The organism is Burkholderia sp. LAS2 (genome assembly GCF_018417615.1).
GTDB classification, from domain to species: domain Bacteria; phylum Pseudomonadota; class Gammaproteobacteria; order Burkholderiales; family Burkholderiaceae; genus Burkholderia; species Burkholderia sola.
Genome location: NZ_CP071052.1, coordinates 3,859,908 through 3,880,318, shown reverse-complemented (window position 1 = coordinate 3,880,318; position 20,411 = coordinate 3,859,908). Strand labels below are relative to the sequence as shown.

Genomic DNA, 20,411 nt, shown 5'->3' with positions numbered 1-20,411 from the left:
CGAAAGCGGCGCCATTGCGCCGGCACCGCCTTCGCGCGGGCTCAGTGCGGCGCGAGCGTCTGCAGCATTTCGTGCAGCTCGAGCCGGTTGTAGGTCGCGCGCAGCACGTCGCGTGGCAGGCATTGCTGCTTCGATACGAGGCTGAAGAGGTGATCGTTGAGCATGCGCGACATGTTGTCTTCCTTGCGCTTCATGAACTCGGCAAGGTACGGCAGCTTGCCCGGATCGGTCAGCAGGCCGCTGATCTGCTGATTGTTGTTGAAGAGCAGTTCGCTCGCGAGCACGAAGTTCTCGCCATCCTCGGTCGGCACGAGGCATTGGCAGATCACGCCGATGAGGCAGTTCGCGAGCGCGGCCGCATAGCGCTCGCGCTGCTCGGCCGGAAAGAACGACAGCAGCCGCGTGAGCGTGCCGATCGCGCTGCCCGTGTGCATCGTCGCGAGCACGAGGTGGCCCGATTCGCCGGCCTGCAGCGCCGTCTCCGCGGTCTCGGGGTCGCGCACCTCGCCGACCATGATGACGTCGGGTTTCTGCCGCAGCGCCTCGCGCAGGCCGGCCGAGAAGCTCGGTGTGTCGGTCGGCACTTGCCGCTGCGAGACGATCGACGTGCGGCCCTCGAGTTCGTATTCGATCGGCTCCTCGATCGTGACGATGTGGCTGTTGCGCGTGCGGTTGATGTGCTCGAGCAGCGACGCGATCGTCGTCGTCTTTCCCGAGCCGGTCGGGCCCGTCACGAGGATCAGCCCCTTGGCGCTGTCGATCATCGAGCGCACGTAGGCGGGCAGGCCGAGCTTGTCGAGCGCGAGCGGCTGCAGCGGCAGGCGCCGGATCGAAATGACGAGCTTGCGGCCGCCATTGGTGCGGTAGATGTTGCAGCGAAGGCGGCAGCGCGTGAGCACGAACGGGCGATCGATCGCGCCGTGCTGAAGCAGCGCCTCCCAGTCCGGTTCGATCGACGCCAGCGTGGGCAGCATTTCGTCGTGGAGCACGGGCTCCTCGCCGACGGCGAGCCACCCGCGCGGCGCCTTGATCATGATCGGCCGGTCCTGCTCGATATGGATGTCGGTGAAAGTCTGCCGCAGGTCGATCAATTCGAGAATCTCGCGCGTCAGGTCGCGACGTTCGTGACTCGGAGCGTTCATCGTCAATGCCCTTCCTATGAAAGATAGTCGGAACTTACATGAAAACTTTGTCGATGTGTCGGAGAAGCACCGGGCCGCGCTGCGTACGCTTCATCGCGGGCGGCGTGTCATGAACTGGGCTCGCCGACTGGGCACCGTGGCCCTCGCCGCCGCGCTCGCATTCGGGGCGACCGCCCCCGTCGCCGAGGCGGCGGCCGTGCGCTGGAAGTCGTCGAGCGTCGACTACGAAGCGCAGGGCAAGGACATCAAGGACGTGCTGCGCGACTTCGGCGCGAGCCAGGGCGTCCCCACGCGCATCGCCGCCGACGTGAGCGGCACCGTGAGCGGCAAGTTCCATCTGCCGCCGCGGCGTTTTCTCGATACGCTCGCGGCGTCGTTCGGCTTCGTGTGGTACTACGACGGCGAAGTGCTCGACATCACGACGGCCGCCGAACTGCAGAGCACGCTCGTGAAGCTCGATTCGGCCGATACGGGCGCGCTGCGCGATGCGCTCGACCGCCTGCGCATCGCCGACGAGCGCTTTCCGATCGTCTACGACAGCGCGCAGGGCACGGCGCTCGTGAGCGGGCCGCCTCGCTACGTGCAGATGGTGACGAACGTGGCCTCGCGGCTCGACAACAACGCGGCGCATCGAAGCGGCACGCAGGTACGCGTCTTTCCGCTCTATCACGCGTGGGCGCACGACCGCACGGTGCCCATCGACGGCCAGCAGGTCACGCTGCAGGGCGTGGTGGCCGTGCTCAACGGCATCTACCACCCGGGCACGGCCAAGGCCGCCGACAAACGCGGCGAGGGCGGCCGCGCGGCGAGCGGCGTGAAGCGCACCACGCCGATCAACGACGTGAACGGCAATGCGTACAACGGCCCGTACGTACCGCCGCCGGTGCCGTCGGGCGCGGCCGGCAAGGGCATGTTCGCCGGGCTCACCGGGCAGCCGTCGCCGGCCGTGGCGGCGGCGGTGGGCGAGCCGCCGCCGCCGCAGAACACGAGCACGGCGCCGGCGAGCGACGATCAACTGCCCGTCATCGTCGCGGACCAGCGCACGAACTCCGTCGTGATTCGCGATACGGCCGACCGGATGGATCAGTACGGCAAACTGATCGATCGCCTCGACGTCAAACCGCAACTGATCGAGATCGAGGCGCACATCATCGAGATCGACGACGACGCGCTGCATCAGCTTGGCGTCGACTGGACCGCGCACAACAGCCACGTCGACGTGCAGACCGGTACCGGCACGCTCGCACAGAGCACCTACAACGGCACGCTCTCCCAGAACTTCGGCCAGACGGCGCTGGCGGGCAACATGCTCGCGGCGGCGACGCCCGTGGGCGCATCGGTGGCCGCCGTGCTCGGCGACGCCGGCCGCTATCTGATGGCGCGCATCTCGGCACTGCAGCAGACGAAGGCCGCCAAGATCGACGCGAGCCCGAAGGTCGTCACGCTCAACAACATCGAGGCCGTGATGGACAACCAGACGCAGTTTTTCGTGCCGGTGTCGGGATACACGTCGGGCGATCTCTACAGCGTGTCGACCGGCATCTCGCTGCGTGTGCTGCCGATGGTCGTGGAGGAGGACGGGCGCACGCGCATCAAGCTCGACGTGGCGATTCAGGACGGCCAGCTCACCGATCAGACGGTCAGCAACCTGCCGGTGATCCAGAACAGCACGATCAACACGCAGGCGTTCATCGAGGAGGGGCAGGCGCTGCTCATCGCCGGCTATCGCGCGGACAGCGCGACGATGGGCGTGACCGGGGTGCCCGGGCTCTCGAAGATTCCGTTGATCGGCGCGCTCTTCAGGACCGACAACCGCCAGAAGAGCCACATGGAGCGGCTCTTCCTGCTGTCGCCGCGCGTCATCTCGCCGTGATGCACCGCAACCGCCCGCCCCGGGTAATGCAGGAGGCCATGTGAACGAATCCCGTACTCAGCCGCATTCGCTGCCCGACGTGCAGCCCGGGAAGCAGTCCGAGCCGCGGGCCGCCCAATCGGGCTTGCCCGCCGACGCATGCGGCGAGGGCGCCGCCGATCGCCGCCTGTCCGACGACGACGCGCGCCGCCTGCGCGGCACGCTGCGCGGGCTGCCGTGCGGGGTGATCGTGCTCGATCGCGCGGGCGCGGTCGTCCACGCGAACGCGCGCGCGCTCGAGATGCTGGCGATGACGCTGCCCGCGGGCGTCGATTTCAGCGTGGCGCTGAGCGAGCGCTTCGAGATGACGGATGTGCCGCGGTTGCGCGATCTCGAAGCGGGCCGCGAGGTACGCGTGGACGATTCGACCTTCTGGATTCAGGCGGGCCCCGCCGGTGCGTGCGCCGGTGCGGGGGCGGGCGAATCCGTCATCGCCGTGACGGACGTGACGCCGTTCGCTCGCTCGCTCGACGAGCGAGCGATGTCGCTGCGCTTTTTGCTGCACGATCTGCGCTCGCCGCTCAATTCGATCAGCGCGCTCACGCAGCTCGATGCGAGCGACCCCGACGCGTTCGAGCGCTGCGGCGGCATGCAGCAGATCACCGCGCTCGCGCAGTACGTGCTCTCGCTCGGCGAGCAGTTCATCTTCTCGTCGGTGACCGAGCATTTGCAGGCGCGCGACTTCAAACGGTTCGATCTGCGCGCGACGCTGCGCCAGATCATCTCGCAGCTGGAGGTCACCGCCGTCTATTGCGGCGTCGCGCTACACTTGTGGCTGCCCGACAGCGCGCCGCTCTGGGTGAGCGGCATGCGCAACTTCGTGGCACGCGCGGTCCAGAACGTCATCGACAATGCCGTTCGCGCGTCGCCGCGCGGCGAGGCGGTGACGGTGTCGATCCGGCAGGCCGACGGTTTCGCCGAGGTGGTCGTCGACGATCGCGCGGGCGGGCTGCCGGGTCTCGTCGCGGGAGATCGGCTGACCGACTTCGAGAAGCTCGGCAAGCGGACGGCAACGGGCTTCGGTCTCGGGCTCAAGCTCGCCGTGCAGATCGTCGGCATGCACGGCGGCGCGCTTTACGCCGAGCTCAACGGACAAGGCGGTACCGTGTTCGTGCTGCGTCTGCCGTGCCTGAATCCCGTCGCCGCGAAGCCGCACGCGACGTCGCTCGTCGATGCCGACCGCGCGTTGCGCGCGGCGCGCGGCGAGTGAGGCGCCAGCGCGCGGCCCGTATTCGTTTGACACGCGTTGCGCGGAGTGGGCGCCGGCTCCCGCGCGGCCGTCGGAACCAAGGGGTCTCATGAAATCGCTTGCAGGCAAACCCGTACGCATTCTGTTCGTCGAGGACGACGTCGCGCATCACGCGCTCATTCATTCCTGGCTCAAGAGCGAGGGCTACCACATCGACGCTTTTCACAGCGGGCTCGACGCGCAGCAATTTCTGTCGGAGCAGTGGGCCGATCTCGCGATTCTCGACTGGGATCTGCCGGGCGTTTCCGGCGACAAGCTGCTGCAAAAGATCCGCAGCCGCTCGCAATCGATCATGCCCGTGATTTTTCAGACCGTGCACTCGGCGGAGTCCGACATCGTGCGCATACTCGATGCGGGTGCCGACGACTATCTCGTGAAGCCCTACGACAGGCAGGTGCTGCTCGCGCGCATGCGCGCGCTGCTGCGGCGCTTCGCGCCGATGAACGTGCAGGGCCGCAAGATGTTCGTCGACGACGAATGCGCGCTCGATCAGCAGGCGCGCTCGCTCGTGGTGGCGGGCGTGGCGCACAAGCTCGGCACCAAGGAGTTCGACATTCTCTGGCATCTCGCCCGGCACACGGGCGCCGTCGTGCTGAGGCAGGATCTGATGAGCGTCGTCTGGGGCTGGGATGCGGCCGTGCAAAGCCGCTCCGTCGACATGTACGTGAGCCGCCTGCGTGCGAGCCTGAAGGCGGCCGGCGTCGGCTGGACCGTGCAATCGGTCTATGCGACCGGTTACCGCCTGACCCTCAAGCCGGATATGGATCAGTCGGGCGCCGATGCGTCGGGCGCCGGTGCGTCGCCGGAAGGCGCCGCATGAGCGCGGCACGCACGCGAGCGCTCGCGCGCGGCGCCGTCGCTGCCTTCGTCTGCGCGGCCACCGTGCATGCGCAGGCGGCGAGCATGGCGTGGGCCGGCGGCCCCGGCGCCCGCTTCGTCTACGTGACGAATGGCGCGGGCCTCGCGGAGGTCCTGAATGCGTTCGCGGCGGGGCAGCACGTTGCGCTGCGCATCGACGGTCAGGTGGAGGGCGTCGTGAGCGGCCGTTTCGCGATGCCTCCGCAGCGCTTTCTCGACGTCATGAGCCGTTCGTACGGATTCGTCTGGTACTACGACGGTGCGGTCCTGCATGTGTCGCCCGCGAACGAGCAGGCGCATATCGCCATCCGGCCTCACTTCCTTTCGGCGAATGCGCTGCGTACGTCGCTCGAGCAGGCAGGTCTTGCCGATACGCACTTCCCGTTGGCGATGGATGCCGTCGCGCAAACGGTGAACGTGCGCGGGCCGGCGACCTACGTGGAGCGTATTCGTGCCGCGGCCGAGCGCTTCGAGCGCGACGCGCGGGAGCGCGTGCGCTTGTCCGTGCGGGTGTTTCGCCTGAGTGCCGCGAATGCCGCCGACGAAACGCGCGTGGTCGATGGCCGCACGCTCGTCGTGCCCGGTGTGGCCACGCTCTTGCGGCGCCGTTTCGAGCGCCCGGCCGTGGCGAACGGGACCGCCATTGCCGATGCACCGCGGATCGTCGAGTTCGATGCGGCGTTGCCGGCGATCGAAGCGGATGCGACGACGAATTCCATCCTGATACGCGATCGGGCCGAGCGTATCGACGCCGACGGCGCGCTCGTCGCCAGCCTGGACGTGCGTGCGCAGCTCGTATCGGTCCAGACGTGGGTGGTGGATGTCGATGGCGACGCGCTCGACGCGTTGCGGCCCGCGCTGCCGCCGGCCATGGCCGACGGGGCAGCCGCCGAGCAGGCGACGGCGGACGCGCGCGCGCACCGCGATGCCGGTATCGCGCCCGACGGCGGCCGCGCGCTGCTCGCGCAGCTCAAGGCATTGGCCAGCCGTGGCCGCGCCGAAATCGAGGTGTCGCAAACGGCGCTCACGCACGACCGCTCGCCGGCCGTCATCGACCGCCACGAGGCACGTCCCGCACGCCGCGATGAGGATGACCTGCCCGATGACGGCGCCCGCGATCTCTGGCTCTCGATTGCACCGACGGTCGAAGGCGCCGCGTCGATGCCGCGTATCGGCTTGCGCGTGGAACTGGGGCGTCGCCGCGATGCGCGCCGCTATCGGGCCGTCGACGAAAGCCTGGCGCCGGGCGAGTGCCTCGTCATCGAGGGGCCGGCGCGGCACAGGGGCGATGTCGAGCGTCGCGCGGACGATACCGGTTCCGGCAGTGCGGGAGAGGGCGGCACGCGTCGCCGCCTCGTCTTGCTGATACCGCGCGTGGCGGCATAGCGCCGAGCGGGCGAGCGCCCGCGATGGCGTGAGCGTGAAGCGACGTGCCGTGTACGAACGGTTGCGATGGCCGGCCAGGCGTCGATGCCCGCGGATGCGCCCCTTGCCTGCGGTGCGCCCGCGCTCGCCGGGCTTACGCCCGCAGCCACATGAAATTGCCCGACGCAATGCCCTCGAACATTTCGTCGGGCGATTCGAGGATGTTGTTTTGCCAGTAGCGGCCGTGTTCGGCGTAGTGCGAGAAGAGATCGGCGAGATAATCGCCGGTGATCGTCGGGCCCATCGGCAGATGGACGAGCAGCACGACGTTGCCCGTATCGGATTCGAGGCACAGTTGCGCCTGGTCCTGCGCGTAGACGAGCAGGTTGGCCTCGAGCATGAGCCGGAAAACGACGAGCGACCGGCCGGGCGTGACGGCGCCGTAATGAAAGCTGACATAGACCGAATCGGGGTCGGCCTCGTGGTGGTCGAGATGGACGTCGAACCCTTCGATCTCGAGCGTTTGCGTGTCGACGACATACTCGGCGTCGGGCAGCCCGACCACCGCGCAAACCTCGTGAATCAACTCGACGAAACGTTCCCTGCTCATGGGCGGCAATCTCCGGCGAAAATAGGGCGGCCCGGTTGCAAAAAAGCGGGGGCACGGAGCCGGAAAGCCGGGCTTTCCGCTTTCGTGCCCCTCGCGCCAACGGACCGCGGCAACGCGAGTCGCTTACTGGCCCTTCGCGGCGTCGGCGATGTTCTTCGCGCCGTTGTTGCCGACGGAGGCGAGCGCCGACGTTTCCTGCTGCTGCATGTTGATCTGCATGGCGGCCATCGTCATGGCGTTGTTCTGGTTGGCCATGGCCTGCATCTGGCCGACCATGTCGGCGTTTTGCGAACCGGCTTGCGAGACGCCCGAGCTTCCGATCGATGAAGACATGATGTATTCCCCTTATCAAGAAAGTGATGAAAAAAGCACTGCTGTGGGTTGACGCCTGATGCTTCGGTAAAAGGCCCGTGGCCGTGGTGGCCGCCGGTCCGGACCGGCTGACGCGCAGCCGGATGCTGCAACTGCAAACTGTCTAACCTTCTTCCGTATCGCCGCGGATGCCGTCAAAGCGCCGCGCCACGCGCGCTGTGGCGCTCCTGCAGCGTGAGCACGATGCGGCGCGCCGCGATCATCCCGCGATAGAGCTTTTGCAGATCGAGCCGCTCGCGCTCGTCGGCCGCGGACTGCGTGGCCGTACTGATCCGGCGCGCGGTTTCGTCGAAGGCCGCCGCGATGCGCGCGACCCGCTGCGCGCCGTCGGGCGCCGAGAGCGTGGCATCGAGCGCGTTCAGATCCTGCGCGATGGGAAGCAATGCGTCGTACATGTCGGTTCCTTTGGTGGTCGAGGTCAATTGTTTGCTTCGTCCCTGCTGCTCGCGAACAGATGCTTCGTGCCGTCGGGCGTCTCGATGTAGCGCAGCCCGCCCGTGGCGATCACCGACGTGTACTCGACATCGGGCGTGAGCGCCTGCGCCTCCTTGACGTCGACGTCGACGCGCTTGACGTTGTCGCCGAGGTCGGCCCTGATACCTGCTATCAGCGTGCGGAAGGTCGTCATCGACTGCACGTTGCCGCTCACGCGGAAGATGCCGTGGCCTTGGTAACTCACTGCCGCGCCCGTGCCGGCGAGCGACTGCTGGATGTTGTCCACATCTTGCTGCGCGACGTCGTATTCGCGCCGCACCTTGCCGCGCGCGAGACTGTCCATGATCCGCTGCGCCTTCGCGCTTTCGTCGCTGCTCGTCACGATGCCGCGCACCGCCACACTGTCCTTGCGTGCCATTGCCTGCAGATCGCCGAGGCCTTCGCGGTGCAGGGCCTCCTGCAGCTGCCGTGCGATCGCGTCGGCGTCGAACTTCACGCTCGCCGCTTCGCTCGACTGCGTGCCCGCGAACATCACGCCGGCCACGGCGATGCCGCCGATCGCAGCGGTGCAGGCGAGCGCCAGCACGGCCGTGCGCCAGCGCACCTGGGGCGACGCGGTCGGCGCGCGGCCGGCGCCGGGTTCGTCCGCATGGGCCGGGTCCCGATCCGGCGCGCCGCTATCCGCGTCAGCCGCCGTCGCGGTGTCGGCAGGCGGCTCGGCTGTCTTCCAGAGGCCCGCCAGCAAATCGAGATCGCGCGGCCAGGCTTCGCCATCGGGGCCCACGCAAAACACGACATCGCCGAACGGCACGGCCACGAAGTCCGCCACGAGCACCTCGTCGCCGTTCGCCGAGCGGATCCGCGCCACACCGTCCTCGCCCACGCAAAGCTCGATGTCCTCGACCGTCCAGTCGCTGATGCAGACATCCGCGTGCTCGGCGGCGCCGATCCGGTAGGTGCCGCTCGTGAGCCGGACCTGGGCTCCGGCGTGGGTGCCGGTCAGTACTCGAAGCGCTTTCATGATCGTGGTATCCGTGTATCCGACGTGGGTCATGCGGTTGCTCTTGCGGGTCGCCGCTCCGGCGTGTCGCTGCTTCGCGCATCGGGCCGCCGGGCCTTGACCGTCAAAATCAGTTTAGGGTTTTGCCGTTGGCGCGGCCGGCGCCATGCGAACTTCGAACGTCTTATCCGAAGCGCCGGCCGTTGCCTTGGCCGCCCCTTGCCGCGCGGCGCCGGTTTGACCGCCGATCGCGCCGCCCGTCGCGCCGCCCGTGACGGCGGCACCGGCTGGCGCCTTGCCGGCCGGCAGCGCGGCTTGCGTGTCGAGAATGCATTGCTTCACTGCCGCGATCGATTGATCGTCGTACGAGTATTCGATGCCCGCGCGCTGGCGCGCGAGCGTGTTGTCGAGCGATACGCCGAGCAGCCCGGTCACTGCGGCGGCCTTGCCCGGGGTCGCGGCGCTTTGCATCAGCGCCGCATGGCGGTGCGCGTGAAGCCGGGCAGCATTGCGCCGGAGCGCCATCGGCGAGCGCATGGCGAGCAGCATCGGCACCGCCAGCAAGGGCCCCAGTTCGACCTGCGCGGCAAGCCGCAGCACCTCCTTCGCGCAGGCCGCCGCGAGTTCGGCCGGCAAGTCCGGTGCACCGAGCTTTTGCGTCGCGAGCAGTTGCATCGTCGCCGCGAGCGGCTGGCTGCGCGCGGCGGCCTTGGCCCGGCCCGCCTTGCCGATCGCGAACTTGCGCGGTGTGTCGCGGCCTTCGCCGGACTGACGGCCGTCGCGCCGAGGCTGTCCGTCGCGCGGCGAACGCTGCTGCGGCTGCCCCTGTTCTTCGCCCTGTTGATTCGAGCCGCGATCGTGCCCATGGCCGTTGCGATGCCGTTGCTCCTCGCCGTGTTGCTGATCGCGCTCGCGCTTTTGCTGCTGACCCTGCTCGTGCTTGCGTTCGCGCTCGTGCGGGTGTTCGTGCTCGTGCCTGGGCTCGAGCGCGTGCGGGTCGTCCGGCCGTTCGTGAGCCGATGCCTCTTTGCCCTGCGCCTTCGCCGAGCCCCCTGGCCGCGGCCGTTGGCCGAGCTGGCGCATCAGCTTTTGCGCGGAAGGGGGCGGCGGCTTGTGCATGCCTTCGGCAAAACGCTTGCCGCGGTAGAAAGCGGCGGCGAGCATCTTGTTGTGCTGCAGGCGCGCGCGCTGCATCTTCGTGTGCTGCACCTTCACGCCCGTGAAGCCGCGCGCCTGGGTCATCTGCCCCGTGTGCTCGGCGCCGGCCTGCGCCTGCTGCGCGAGATCGGCGGCGTGGTGGCCGTGGTTGTTGCGGATCGGCGCATTCACGACGGCACCGCGAGCGTGACGATCTGATTGGCGAAGCGCAGGATCGCGGCGGCGCCCCAGGCGCCGATCATCAGCACGGTGGCCACGACGGCCACCAGCTTCACCGCGTACGAGATGCTTTGGTCCTGCATCGACGTGATGGCCTGCACGAACGAAATCGCGAGGCCGGACAGCGCGGCGACCACCACCACCGGCATCGAGACGGACAGGCAGAGCAGCAGGCCCTGCGAAGTGATGCGAACGAGCGTATCGGTTTCCATGGTGCGCGCCTCAGCGATAGGTCATGACAAGACCGTGAATCAATGTGGACCAGCCGCTCATGACGACGAACAAGAGCAGCTTGAACGGAATCGCGACGTTCGTCGGCTGGACCTGGTTCAGGCCCATCGCCATCAGCACGTTGGCGATGACGAGATCGACGACGATGAACGCGATGTACAGCAGAAAGCCGATCTTGAAGGCGTCGGCCATCTCGGTCAGCGTGAAGGCCGGGGCGAGGACGATGAGGTCGTCCTCGCGGATCTTCGCCGCCATGTCCTTCGGCCAGACCACGGTTGCCGAGCGCACGAAGAACCGCTTTTCGCGCTCGTGCGCGTGCTTCTTCAGAAAGGCGCGAAACGGCTCCTTTGCCGCATCGAAGGCATCGAGCACGACGAGCGACGTGTCGCTGCCGGGCGTGCGGTGCATCGTCTGCATGGTTTGCATGGCCTGCATGCCGATCGGCGCCATCACGTAAGCGGAGACGAGGACCGCGATGCCGTTGAGCACCATGTTCGGCGGCACCTGCTGCACGCCGAGCGCGTTGCGCAACAGCCCGAGCACGACCACGATCTTCGCGTACGAGGTCGCGACCATCGCGACGAACGGGATCAGGCTGATCGCGACGACGGTGATCAGCAGCCCGGTGAGATCGCTAAACTGAACCATGGCCGCGCGACAGCTGAACGAGACGCACGCCGAGATGATCGCCGACGCTCACGAGTTCGCCGAAGCCGATCGTCTGCCCGTAGGTGACGAGCCGCACGCGCGCATCGGGCAGCGCGGTCGGAAGCTCGAGCACGTAGCCCGCGCGCAGCGCCGAGAGCTGGGCGACCGGCATCGAAACCGTGTCGATCTCGAGCTTCAGCGGCAGGTCCAGCTGGCTGATTTCGACGGGCGTGTCGATCGAATCGGTAAGCGGCGCGTTGAACTGCGTCTCATGGCTCATGGTGGGGTCCTCGTTCAAGGTCATCAGATGGTGGGTGACGTCTGCCACGGCGCGCAGTTGCCGCGTCCCGTAGCGGCCCCAGACGACGTGCATCGGGGCGGACGAGCGCTCGCTCGCGAAGAGCGCGCGGGTGGCTTCGGGTACGGCACGCAAGATGACGTCGCCCGCGCGCAGCGAATCGAGCGTCGTCACGTTCATCGTTTTCTCGCCGATCTGCAGCCGGCCCGGTACGGCGATCTCGCTGACGTGGGTGGCGAACGGCGTGCATTGCCGGGCCACGAGCGTTTCGAGCGCGTCGAGCCAGCCGCTGTCGACGTGCTCGACAACCGCATCGAAGCGGGTATCGCTCACGCGCAGCGAGAGCGCGCAGCAAGGCGCGCTCAACGGCTGACGCGCGGCAGGTTCAAGCGAGACGACTTCCACGCCGTCGAAGCCGAGCGTTTGCAGCGCGCGCCGCAGCGGATCGAGCAGGATCGCGCACACGGCATGGCGCAAGCGTGCGTTGACGGGCTCGTCCGACGCGACGATGCTCGCGAGCCCCGTGTGCTGTCCGACGTCGATGCGCACCGCGGCCGTCTCCATGCCCCAGCGCAAGCGCACGACGGCGGCGCGCTCCGGCTCCACGAAATCGTGCGTACCGACGCTGAAGGCCGAGACGCCGAGCGCGTGAGCGAGCAGTGCGCTCAGGCGCTCGTCGACGGCGAGCCGATGCTGGCGCGCGGTGGCGGCCGCAAGCGCGGGCAGCCGCGCGGGATCGAGCAAGACGGCCACCGCCGGCGCTTGGGCGGCCGCCGCAACGTGGTCTGTCAGTAGCGTTCGTGTGGTGTCCATATTCGTTTTACGTGACGATGATCTCGACGCTGCGCGCGCCGTCGAAGCGGCTTTGCATCACTGCCTCGAGGCTGGTGCGCAACGTCGCCGCATGCTGTGAGATTAGTTCGCGCGAGCGTGCGTCCGTGGTGTCGAAGCGAAGCGTCAATTGGAAATGCGAAAGCGCGAGGTTCAACGTGCAGCCTGGCAGCAGCGCCGGATCGATGGGAATCGTGATCTGCCAGTCGCCGCTTGCGAACACGATCGGATTGGCGCAGAAGTCCGACACTTCGGCGACGATCGAATCGACGAACCGGTTCATGTCCTGGCCCGTGCGCGCCGGTGCCCGCACGGCGACCACGGCGTGCGGGCCGGCTGCTTCGGAGCGCTGCGGCTCGCGCGTGGCTTGAACGCGCGGCGTGGCCGGCGCAGCCGTCGATGGCCGGGCGTTGGGCGGCCTCTGCGGTGAAAGTGGCGCCGCGCCGTGCACCGGCGTCGGCGTCGGCGTGGGCATCGTCGAATATGCCGGTACATGCATGGGCGCATGCATGGCCGACTGCACCGGCAGGTGCATCGTCGAATGCATGGGCGGATGAATCGTCGCAGGCACCGGAGCCGGCACCGGCACCGGCGCTGCCGATCGAGCGTGCGCGGCAGCGTCATCGCGTTCGTCGCCGGAGCCAGCTTGTGCGTCGTCGTCGCGCTCGCCGCTGCCGGCATCGTCGCGATGGTCGTCCGCGGCGAACCCGGGGACCGGGTAGAGCGGTTCGGCTTGCTCGCCGAACGGAGGCTCGGCCGGTGCGGCGCATGGCGGCTCGTCGCCGGGCGTTTCCGATGCGCCGGCGCGCGCGCCTTCGCGCAGGCGCTGAAAAAGCGCGGCCTGGCGGCTCAACTGCGCGGCCGGCATCTCGGGTGCGGGGTCGGTGTGCGCGGCCGGCGCTGCGATGACGCGGGCGCGATGAGGGGGGCAGGTGTGCATGGCGCGGCTCGCTCGATCACATCGCCAGGCGGCCGACGGGCTGGAGATCGACATGCGCGCCGAGCTCCTGGTACGAATACACGGGCAGCCACGGCAGCCGCGCCTCGATCATCCGCTTGATGTAGCGCCGGATGTCCATCGACGCGACGAGCGCCAGCGGCTGCCGCGGCGTATCGCCGACGATGTCGGCGATCTTGCCGACGAGCTGGGCGATTTCGTCGGGCGGCAGCGCGAGGAAGTTGCCCGTGGGCGTCTGTTTGATCGACTGCCGGATGTGCTGCTCGACCTGAATGTCGACGAGTACGACGGGCAAATCCCGCACGCCACCCGTCGCGCGATAGGCGATGAGCCGGCCGAGCTCCATGCGGATGTATTCCGTCAACATCAGCATGTCCTTCTCCTTCGGTCCCCAGACGATCAGGCTTTCGGTGATGCTGCGGATATTGCGCACGGGCACGTCTTCCTCCAGCAGCCGGCGCAGCACGTCCGCCATCTTCTGCAGCGGCAGCGCCTTTTGTACTTCCGCGACGAGGCCCGGGTAGTCCTCGTTGAGCTGATCGAGCATCCACTGTGCTTCCTGGATGCCGAGAAAGAGATGAGCATTGCGCCGCAGCAGGTCGATCGTGTGGCGTGCAATCAATGCTTCCGGGGTCGCCGCGGCGGCAGGCGCGTCCGCGGCGCCGCCGTCGGCCGCCGCGTGTACCGCGCGCGTTTCGGCGAGCGTGGTGCGCCCTTGCGGCACGTCGAAGATGAGCACTTCGTAACTGTCTTCGGGCAGCGTGCCGTCGGTCCACATCATGATGCCGGGGAACGGCAGGCCGACTCCCGATTGCAGCGCGTGGCGCTGGGCGTCGAACGCGCGGTCGAGCGCATCGGCCGCGAGACGCGCGCTGACGTCGGCGGCGAGGCGCACGCCGAGCGGGCAGGTGAACTGCGGCGGGCGTGGCAGGATCGACGGCGCGTCGCCCTTGGCGCCGGCGCGCTGCAGTGCGCCTACGGGCTTGCCGGCGCCTTTGGCCGGACCATCCTGCTTCTTCTGCAGACGGTAGCCGACGAAGCCGAGCAGCCCGGCGAGCAGCGCGAAGAGCGCCGCCGGAAAACCGGGCACGGCGGCGAAGCCGAGCAGCAGCAGCGCGGCGAAGTACAGCGCGCGCGAGCTGCTCGTGAACTGGCGCCTGATGTCTTCGCCGAGGGAGGAATTTCCATGGTCGCCGCCTTCGTCCACGCGCGTGATCATGACGCCCGCGGCCACCGAGATCAGCAGCGACGGAATCTGCGAGACCATGGCGTCGCCGATCGAGAGGACCGAGAAGCGGTTGGCCGCGTCGCCGGCCGACATGCCGTGATAGGCGACGCCCACGGCGATGCCCGCGACGATGTTGATCATCGTGATCATGAGGCCGGCGATCGCATCGCCTTTCACGAATTTCATCGCGCCGTCCATGCCGCCATGCAATTGGCTTTCGATGGCGAGCCTCGCGCGTTTCCTGCGGGCTTCGTCCGGCGTCAGGATGTTCGCGCGCAGGTCGGCGTCGATGCTCATCTGTTTGCCGGGCAGCGCATCGAGCGTGAAACGGGCCCCCACTTCGGCGACGCGCTCCGAGCCCTTGGCGATCACGATGAACTGCACGACGGAGATGATGACGAACACGACGAGGCCGACGACGAGATTGCCGCCGACGACGAGCTGGCCGAAGCTTTCGATGATTTCGCCGGCATCGGCGTGCAGCAGGATCGACTTCGTCGACGCGATATTCAGCGAGAGCCGGAACAGCGTCGTGAAGAGCAGCACGGACGGGAACGCCGACAGCGTGGCGATATGGCCCACATACATCGTCACCATGAGCAGCGTGATGCTGATCATGATGTTGATCGCGAGCAGCCCGTCGATGATGGCGGGGGGCAGCGGCAGGATCATTAGCGAGACGATCGCGATCAGCAGGACGGCGATGCCGGCCTCGCCGATGCCGGGCAGTTTCATGGTCTTGAACATGTCCACTACTCCGTGGTGGCGGTTTGAGGCGCGAGGCCGTCCACCCAGCGAAGAATCGCGGCGACGACTTCGAACAGTTCCTCGGGAATCGGCTGATTGAGCGGCACCTTGTGCAGCATGCGCGCGACGGGCGGGTTCGCGACGATGGGCACGCGCGCGTGCATCGCCTGCTGGCGCAGCCGCAGCGCCTGCTCGTCGAGGCCCTTGGCGAGGACGACGGGCAGCGGAAACTCCGCCGGGTCGTAGCGCAGCGCGACCGCGTAGTGAACCGGGTTGACCACGACGACGTTCGCGCGCGCGACGCCGCCTTTCGGACCTTCCTGCGATATCTCCCTGGCCATGCGCTTGCGCTCGCCCTTGAGTTCGGGGTTGCCTTCGCTCTCCTTGTGCTCGCGCTTCACCTCGTCTTTCGACATCCGGTTCTTGCGGATGAAGAGCCACTTCTGCAGCTTGTAGTCGAACGCGCCGATGACGACGAACACGCCGAGCGCGACCACGACCACATGCATGAGCACGGACCACAGCACGCCGATCAACTGCGGGACCGACTGATCGAGCGCGCTCGCCACCACGGGCATCGCGCTTTTGATCGTCTGCCACATGACGGCGACGAGAATCGCGGCCTTGCCGACCATCTTCGCGAGGTCGATCGCCGAGTTCATCGAGAAGATGCGCTGAAAGCCGGACCCGGGGCTGACCGACGCAAGCTTCGGCATGACGGCTTTCAACGAAATCTTGAGTCCCGTCTGGGGGGCGAGCGCGATGATGGCGGCGACGAGCGCAACGGCCGCGATCCCGCACAGCAGGCCGAGCGTCTGCAGGCCGATATGAACGAGGATGGTCCAGAGGTCCTGCAACTCGCGCTCGCCGTGGGTGAAATCGACCGCCTCCTTGACGATCGCGCGCAGCGTATCGGCCAGATAGTGTTGGCCCGCCGTCAGCACGAGCACGATCGAGCCGAGCGACGCGACTTCGACCAGGTCGGAACTCTTCGCGACCTGGCCTTCCTCGCGGACTTTGTCCAGCTTCTTGTCTGTGGGCTCTTCGGTTTTCTCGTCGCTCATGACCGCTGTCCTTCGCTTGTCGCAGGCGCGCACCCGGGATGGGTCGCCCCGATGCAACGTTAGCGGCGCCGCGCTATCCGGCGCGACGGCGATGCGAAGCAAGGGCAGGGGCAGCGAAGCGAGGCGGCGCGACGGCGCGTCGCCCGGGCGGAGGCCACGTGAGCAAGGCGACCCGCGCGGCGGCGGGCACGCGCGAAGACGTCCGCGAAAAGCGGCACGGACCGCCGCCCGTCGCACGCGGCGCTTCGCAATTCGTTGTGCGACTTCGTGCGCGGCACGTGGCGCGCCGATCGTGTTGCGTAACTTAGCGTCAACGGAAGGCCACGCCTCATCGGGTGCGGCCCATCGGATCGAATCTGATTTCGTTGGGGGAAAGGATGGACGTTCTGAAGGATCGGCCGCAGTGCCCATCGGGAGTCGTCGGCGCGATCGTCGACCTGGTCAGGGTGGCATTGGCCCGCGCAGGCACGCCGGCGCAAGTCGACATCGACGATCTCGAGCACCTCGTCGACGTGCTGCATCTGCTGCGCCCGGATTCCGCCGAATTCGCGTTTTTCGACGGCTGGCTGCATATGGTGCGCGAGGAATGGAGCGACGCCGAACGGCTCTTTCGCGATCTGGTCGAGCGCTCGGTCTGCCTGCCGGCCAGCAAGGGAATGTTGCTGCAGTGCCTGAAGGCCCGCCAGGAGTTCGGCTGGCAGGAGGAGGCCCGGCACCTGCTGGAGGAGGGCGGCAACGAAGAGGTTGAACGGCTCGCGAAGGTTCTGCTTGCGAGCGAGGAACTGAAGCAGGCGGTCTCGACCGCGAAGCGCACGGGCCGCTTCGTTGCGCCGGATTCCGCGCTCGCGTTCGAGAACGGAGCGCACGCCGAAGACGGCGAAGCGGTCGCGACGCCGTCGTCCTCATCCAGCGACATGCTGCTGACGATGCAGTACATGCGCGTCTGAGCCTGTTGCCCCTACCAGGAGAAACGAAATGAGCATCACGACTGCATCGCAACTCCAGTACGAACTGGCCCGCGTCACCGGCACGACGCCCGCGGCGCCGAATGCGGACGCGGTATCGCAGCCGCTCGTCGACAAATTCCAGGCGATGATGGCTTCGGCGCCCCAGCATGCGGCAGCCGTCCACCCGACCGAGCGCGCGGACCTCGTGACGAAAGCAGTCGAGGAGCAGGCGGACTATTACCGGCAAGTGCCGAACGACGTGCTCTACATGACTCAGCACATGAGCGCGCTGTCGATGGAGCGCCTTGCCGCCGCCGACATGACCATCCAGCTCGAGATCGCCAGCCTGAACGCCGATCTGCAGGTGAAGATGGCGACCGTGCAGTCGTCGAAGGACGCCGTGCAGACGCTCATGAAGAACCAATGACTTGACTCCCCGTCCTGAAGGACAGGGCTTCTCGGAGCAACTGATGAAACCGAACCTCATGCCTTCGAGGCTGCACTCCGCATGGCGGCTCGTCGCGGTGGCGGCGCTCGTGCTGTCGCTTGCGGCCTGCAAGCAGGAACTCTACGGGCAATTGACCGAAAGCGACTGCAACGAAATGGCGGCCGCGCTGCTGATGTCCGGCGTCGACGCGCAAAAGAGCACGCCCGATGGCGGCAAGACCTGGTCGGTCAGCGTCGACGAAAAGCAGATCGTGCATGCGGTGGAAGTGCTGCGCGCACGCGGCCTGCCGCGCAAGAAATTCGACGACCTCGGCTCGCTGTTCAAGAAGGACGGGCTCGTTTCCACGCCGACCGAGGAGCGCGTGCGCTTCATTTACGGTTTGTCGCAGGAACTCGACGACACGTTGTCGAAGATCGACGGCGTGGTCGTGGCGCGCGTGCAGATCGTGCTGCCGAACAACGACCCGCTCGCACAGTCGGTCAAGCCGTCGTCCGCATCGGTCTTCATCAAGTACCGGCCCGACGCGAATCTCGAGCGGATGACGCCGGCGATCAAGAACCTGGTCGTGCACAGCATAGAGGGGCTGACCTACGATCAGGTCAGCGTGACCAGCGTGCCGGCCGATGCGCTCGATCCGCCCGCCCACCCGCACCGCCAGGACGGCTGGGTCGTCTATGCGGGCGGCGCGCTCGGCTTGCTGCTGTTGACGATCGCCGGCGGCTTCGCGCTGTTGCGCGGCAACCTGCTCAAGGGCGGCGGCGGACTTGCGGGCCTGCTCGCGCGCCGGACGGGGCGTGCAGCGAAAGCGCCGGCATGACCGTCGATCCGAACGATCGCGTGGCCGGCATGGCAAGCATGGGTGAGCCCATGATGAGCGCATACGACGCAGCCGATGCATACGACGCAGCCGCCGACAGCGTTGCCGCCCCGCACGGCGAGACGCCGGCGGCCGTGGCGGCGAGACTGGCCGCCTACCATCGGCGCCGGCGTACGCTGTTCGACTGGATGCATCCGGCGTGGCTTGCACGCGTGCCCGGTGCGGACCGAATCGGCGCATGCAGCCCCGCGCAGGCCGAGGCGCTTGCCGATGCGCTGCTCGACGAATGGGGCATGCCGGTGCCGCCGCTTGCCGCGTTCAACGCGCCGGAAACGGCGCTTGCGTTGCTGCCGGCGCACGATTGTCTGACCGTATTCCGCTTGCGCGCGCTCGTGGAGCAGGCGGAGCCGTTGCGCGCGTGGATCGACCGGCCGCGTCGCGAGAAGTTGACGGGCTGGATCGGGGCGCGCGGCGTCAATCTGCTCTTCGCGCGCGGGCGCGAGCTTGCCGGCGATGCGCGCTCGCTTGCCGCGCGCGCGCACCACGCGGCAGCGGTCATGCAAGTGCCGCTCGACGCCGCCGATGGCGATGACCTCGCGTGGCTCGGCTTTCGGCTGTTCGCGCGCGACCGCCGATGGGCGCCGGGCGGCCCGCTCGCGATCATGCGGTTGGCCATGCCGGCGCGCGACGACGGGGGGCCGTTGCCGTTCCCTTCGTTGCCGCCGTCGCTACCGTCTCCGGAAGGCGCGAGCCCGAGCCTTTCGATCGTCTCGCAACTGCCCGACTTGTTTCCGGAGGGGTCATGGTGATCTGGTTACGCAATCCGCAGGCCGAAGGCACGGATCTCGGCGTGGGCGTCGAAGGCGACGTCCTGCGCCACGAACGCGTCGCGGCGATCGTCGAGATCGATGCGGCGTACGCGGAGATGCGCCGGCAATGCGACGAGGCGCTGGACGCGGCGCGCGCCGAGGCCCGCATGCTGCTCGACGAAGCCCGCGCCCGCGCGGACGAACTCGTCGAGCGCGCCATGCGCGAGTTCGCGCAAGCGGCCGAGCGCGGCTATGACGACGGTTTGCGGCGGGGGCTGACCGATTGGCACGAACGCGCGGCGGCCGCGCATGCCGAAGCCTGCCGGCTCGCGCCCGGGCAGCATGACCGGCTGGCCGGGCTGGTGACGCTGGCGGTCGAGCAGATCGTCGCGTCAGTGGAGCCTGAAGCGCTTTTCGCCCGCGCGGCCGCGACGGTCGAGCGGATCGTCGCCGACGGCAGCCCCGTTCATCTGCGTGTTCATCCGTCGGATCTGGCCGCGGCGAGCGCGGCCTTCGACGAAGCGGCCGCGGCGTGGCGCGAGGCAGGGCGCTCCGTGCGGCTGTGCGTGGCGGCCGACGCGACGCTTGCGCCCGGCGCATGCGTCGCCGAAACCGACCTGGGCGCGATCGACGCGAGCTTGTCGTTGCACTTGGCGGCGATGCGCGATGCCTTGGCGCGCGCGGTGCGAAGCGTGACGGAGGGCCCATCGCGCGACGCGCCGGATGCGCGGCCCGGGGATGACGCGCAAGCCGTCGACGTGCAGACCGGTTTCGCGGGCAACGACGAGGTGCCGATCGGCGAGTACGCCGTCGGAGCCGGCGAGGGCCTGGCGGACCCGGATGCGCGCGCGGACGACGGCGACATCAGCGACATCAGCAACATCGGCGACATCGGCGACATCGGCGACATCGGCGACGAAGAAGGTTGGCAAGACGAGGCCGCGGCCGTGCAAACGGCGGGCGACCTGCGCGACGAGGGGTGGACCGATGCCGCGTATGCCGACGCCGACGCGATGTCCATCTGAACCGATCTTCGAGCGGCACGTGGAAGAAGACACGACAACG

At 68.0% G+C, this 20,411-nt stretch carries 21 protein-coding genes; 9 read left to right on the top strand and 12 right to left on the bottom strand.

The genetic code is table 11. From position 1 onward, the window contains the following. Nucleotides 1–41: 41 nt before the first annotated feature. Nucleotides 42–1,148, bottom strand: coding sequence for a type IV pilus twitching motility protein PilT (locus JYG37_RS17870; protein ID WP_373452498.1), 1,107 nt, complete (start codon nucleotides 1,146–1,148; stop codon nucleotides 42–44). 103 nt (nucleotides 1,149–1,251) lie between these two features. Between JYG37_RS17870 and sctC the strand changes: the two genes are divergently transcribed. From sctC to JYG37_RS17850, 4 genes are all read left to right on the top strand, one after another. Next, nucleotides 1,252–3,015, top strand: coding sequence for a type III secretion system outer membrane ring subunit SctC (gene sctC / locus JYG37_RS17865; protein WP_176015394.1), 1,764 nt, complete (start codon nucleotides 1,252–1,254; stop codon nucleotides 3,013–3,015). Nucleotides 3,016–3,055: 40 nt separating this feature from the next. Next, nucleotides 3,056–4,264 (top strand): sensor histidine kinase, encoded by a 1,209-nt coding sequence (locus tag JYG37_RS17860; RefSeq protein ID WP_080334123.1) that lies wholly within the window; start codon nucleotides 3,056–3,058, stop codon nucleotides 4,262–4,264. Between the two features lie 88 nt (nucleotides 4,265–4,352). Beyond that, nucleotides 4,353–5,123, top strand: a complete 771-nt coding sequence (locus tag JYG37_RS17855) for a response regulator transcription factor (protein ID WP_213345679.1) — start codon at nucleotides 4,353–4,355, stop codon at nucleotides 5,121–5,123. Next, complete coding sequence (locus tag JYG37_RS17850) at nucleotides 5,120–6,547, top strand: secretin N-terminal domain-containing protein (RefSeq protein ID WP_213345678.1); 1,428 nt, start codon at nucleotides 5,120–5,122, stop codon at nucleotides 6,545–6,547. The genes JYG37_RS17855 and JYG37_RS17850 overlap by 4 nt, the downstream gene beginning before the upstream one ends. Before the next feature lie 133 nt (nucleotides 6,548–6,680). On the opposite strand, the gene JYG37_RS17845 is transcribed toward JYG37_RS17850, so the two are convergent. The 11 genes from JYG37_RS17845 to sctU all read right to left on the bottom strand — a co-directional run bounded on the left by JYG37_RS17845 (nucleotide 6,681) and on the right by sctU (nucleotide 16,325). Next, complete coding sequence (locus JYG37_RS17845; protein ID WP_089489224.1) at nucleotides 6,681–7,136, bottom strand: CesT family type III secretion system chaperone; 456 nt, start codon at nucleotides 7,134–7,136, stop codon at nucleotides 6,681–6,683. Between the two features lie 123 nt (nucleotides 7,137–7,259). Then, entirely contained in the window at nucleotides 7,260–7,469 is a 210-nt protein-coding gene (locus tag JYG37_RS17840) for a hypothetical protein (protein ID WP_006765597.1), read from the bottom strand. 173 nt (nucleotides 7,470–7,642) lie between these two features. Beyond that, on the bottom strand, nucleotides 7,643–7,903 hold the full coding sequence (locus JYG37_RS17835) for a hypothetical protein (protein WP_011660757.1): 261 nt from the start codon (nucleotides 7,901–7,903) through the stop codon (nucleotides 7,643–7,645). A gap of 23 nt (nucleotides 7,904–7,926) precedes the next feature. After that, a complete protein-coding gene (gene hrpD5 / locus JYG37_RS17830) occupies nucleotides 7,927–8,964 on the bottom strand; it encodes an HrpD5 family protein (RefSeq protein WP_050011381.1) in 1,038 nt (345 codons plus the stop codon). 114 nt (nucleotides 8,965–9,078) lie between these two features. Then, nucleotides 9,079–10,272, bottom strand: coding sequence for a helicase (locus JYG37_RS17825; protein WP_124630479.1), 1,194 nt, complete (start codon nucleotides 10,270–10,272; stop codon nucleotides 9,079–9,081). After that, nucleotides 10,269–10,532 carry a type III secretion system export apparatus subunit SctS gene (sctS, locus tag JYG37_RS17820; RefSeq protein ID WP_050011159.1) on the bottom strand — a complete coding sequence of 88 codons (264 nt, stop codon included), beginning with the start codon at nucleotides 10,530–10,532 and terminating at the stop codon, nucleotides 10,269–10,271. The genes JYG37_RS17825 and sctS overlap by 4 nt, the downstream gene beginning before the upstream one ends. Before the next feature lie 10 nt (nucleotides 10,533–10,542). Next, the gene (gene sctR, locus JYG37_RS17815) at nucleotides 10,543–11,199 is read right to left on the bottom strand and encodes a type III secretion system export apparatus subunit SctR (RefSeq protein ID WP_006750699.1); all 657 of its coding nucleotides are present in this window, start codon (nucleotides 11,197–11,199) and stop codon (nucleotides 10,543–10,545) included. After that, a complete protein-coding gene (gene sctQ / locus JYG37_RS17810) occupies nucleotides 11,186–12,310 on the bottom strand; it encodes a type III secretion system cytoplasmic ring protein SctQ (protein ID WP_124630478.1) in 1,125 nt (374 codons plus the stop codon). The genes sctR and sctQ overlap by 14 nt, the downstream gene beginning before the upstream one ends. 7 nt (nucleotides 12,311–12,317) lie before the next feature. Next, entirely contained in the window at nucleotides 12,318–13,322 is a 1,005-nt protein-coding gene (gene sctP, locus JYG37_RS17805; RefSeq protein ID WP_249746003.1) for a type III secretion system protein SctP, read from the bottom strand. Then, nucleotides 13,285–15,261 carry an FHIPEP family type III secretion protein gene (locus JYG37_RS17800; RefSeq protein WP_050011156.1) on the bottom strand — a complete coding sequence of 659 codons (1,977 nt, stop codon included), beginning with the start codon at nucleotides 15,259–15,261 and terminating at the stop codon, nucleotides 13,285–13,287. The genes sctP and JYG37_RS17800 overlap by 38 nt, the downstream gene beginning before the upstream one ends. A gap of 5 nt (nucleotides 15,262–15,266) precedes the next feature. Then, nucleotides 15,267–16,325 (bottom strand): type III secretion system export apparatus subunit SctU, encoded by a 1,059-nt coding sequence (gene sctU, locus JYG37_RS17795; protein WP_213346112.1) that lies wholly within the window; start codon nucleotides 16,323–16,325, stop codon nucleotides 15,267–15,269. A 335-nt stretch (nucleotides 16,326–16,660) separates the two neighbouring features. Here sctU and JYG37_RS17790 point away from each other — a divergent pair, with 335 nt between their 5' ends. Genes JYG37_RS17790 through sctL form a run of 5 tightly spaced genes read left to right on the top strand, consistent with a single transcriptional unit; the run spans nucleotide 16,661 to nucleotide 20,371 of the window. Next, nucleotides 16,661–17,272: an HrpB1 family type III secretion system apparatus protein gene (locus tag JYG37_RS17790; protein ID WP_249746002.1), complete on the top strand. Its 612-nt coding sequence runs from the start codon at nucleotides 16,661–16,663 to the stop codon at nucleotides 17,270–17,272. A 28-nt stretch (nucleotides 17,273–17,300) separates the two neighbouring features. Next, nucleotides 17,301–17,699 (top strand): serine kinase, encoded by a 399-nt coding sequence (locus JYG37_RS17785; RefSeq protein ID WP_124554048.1) that lies wholly within the window; start codon nucleotides 17,301–17,303, stop codon nucleotides 17,697–17,699. Nucleotides 17,700–17,742: 43 nt separating this feature from the next. Next, a complete protein-coding gene (gene sctJ / locus JYG37_RS17780; protein ID WP_204384185.1) occupies nucleotides 17,743–18,537 on the top strand; it encodes a type III secretion system inner membrane ring lipoprotein SctJ in 795 nt (264 codons plus the stop codon). Continuing rightward, nucleotides 18,534–19,346: a type III secretion protein HrpB4 gene (locus JYG37_RS17775; protein ID WP_249746001.1), complete on the top strand. Its 813-nt coding sequence runs from the start codon at nucleotides 18,534–18,536 to the stop codon at nucleotides 19,344–19,346. Before sctJ ends, JYG37_RS17775 begins: the two co-directional genes overlap by 4 nt. After that, nucleotides 19,340–20,371: a type III secretion system stator protein SctL gene (sctL, locus tag JYG37_RS17770; protein ID WP_213345677.1), complete on the top strand. Its 1,032-nt coding sequence runs from the start codon at nucleotides 19,340–19,342 to the stop codon at nucleotides 20,369–20,371. The genes JYG37_RS17775 and sctL overlap by 7 nt, the downstream gene beginning before the upstream one ends. The last annotated feature ends 40 nt before the right edge of the window (nucleotides 20,372–20,411 follow it).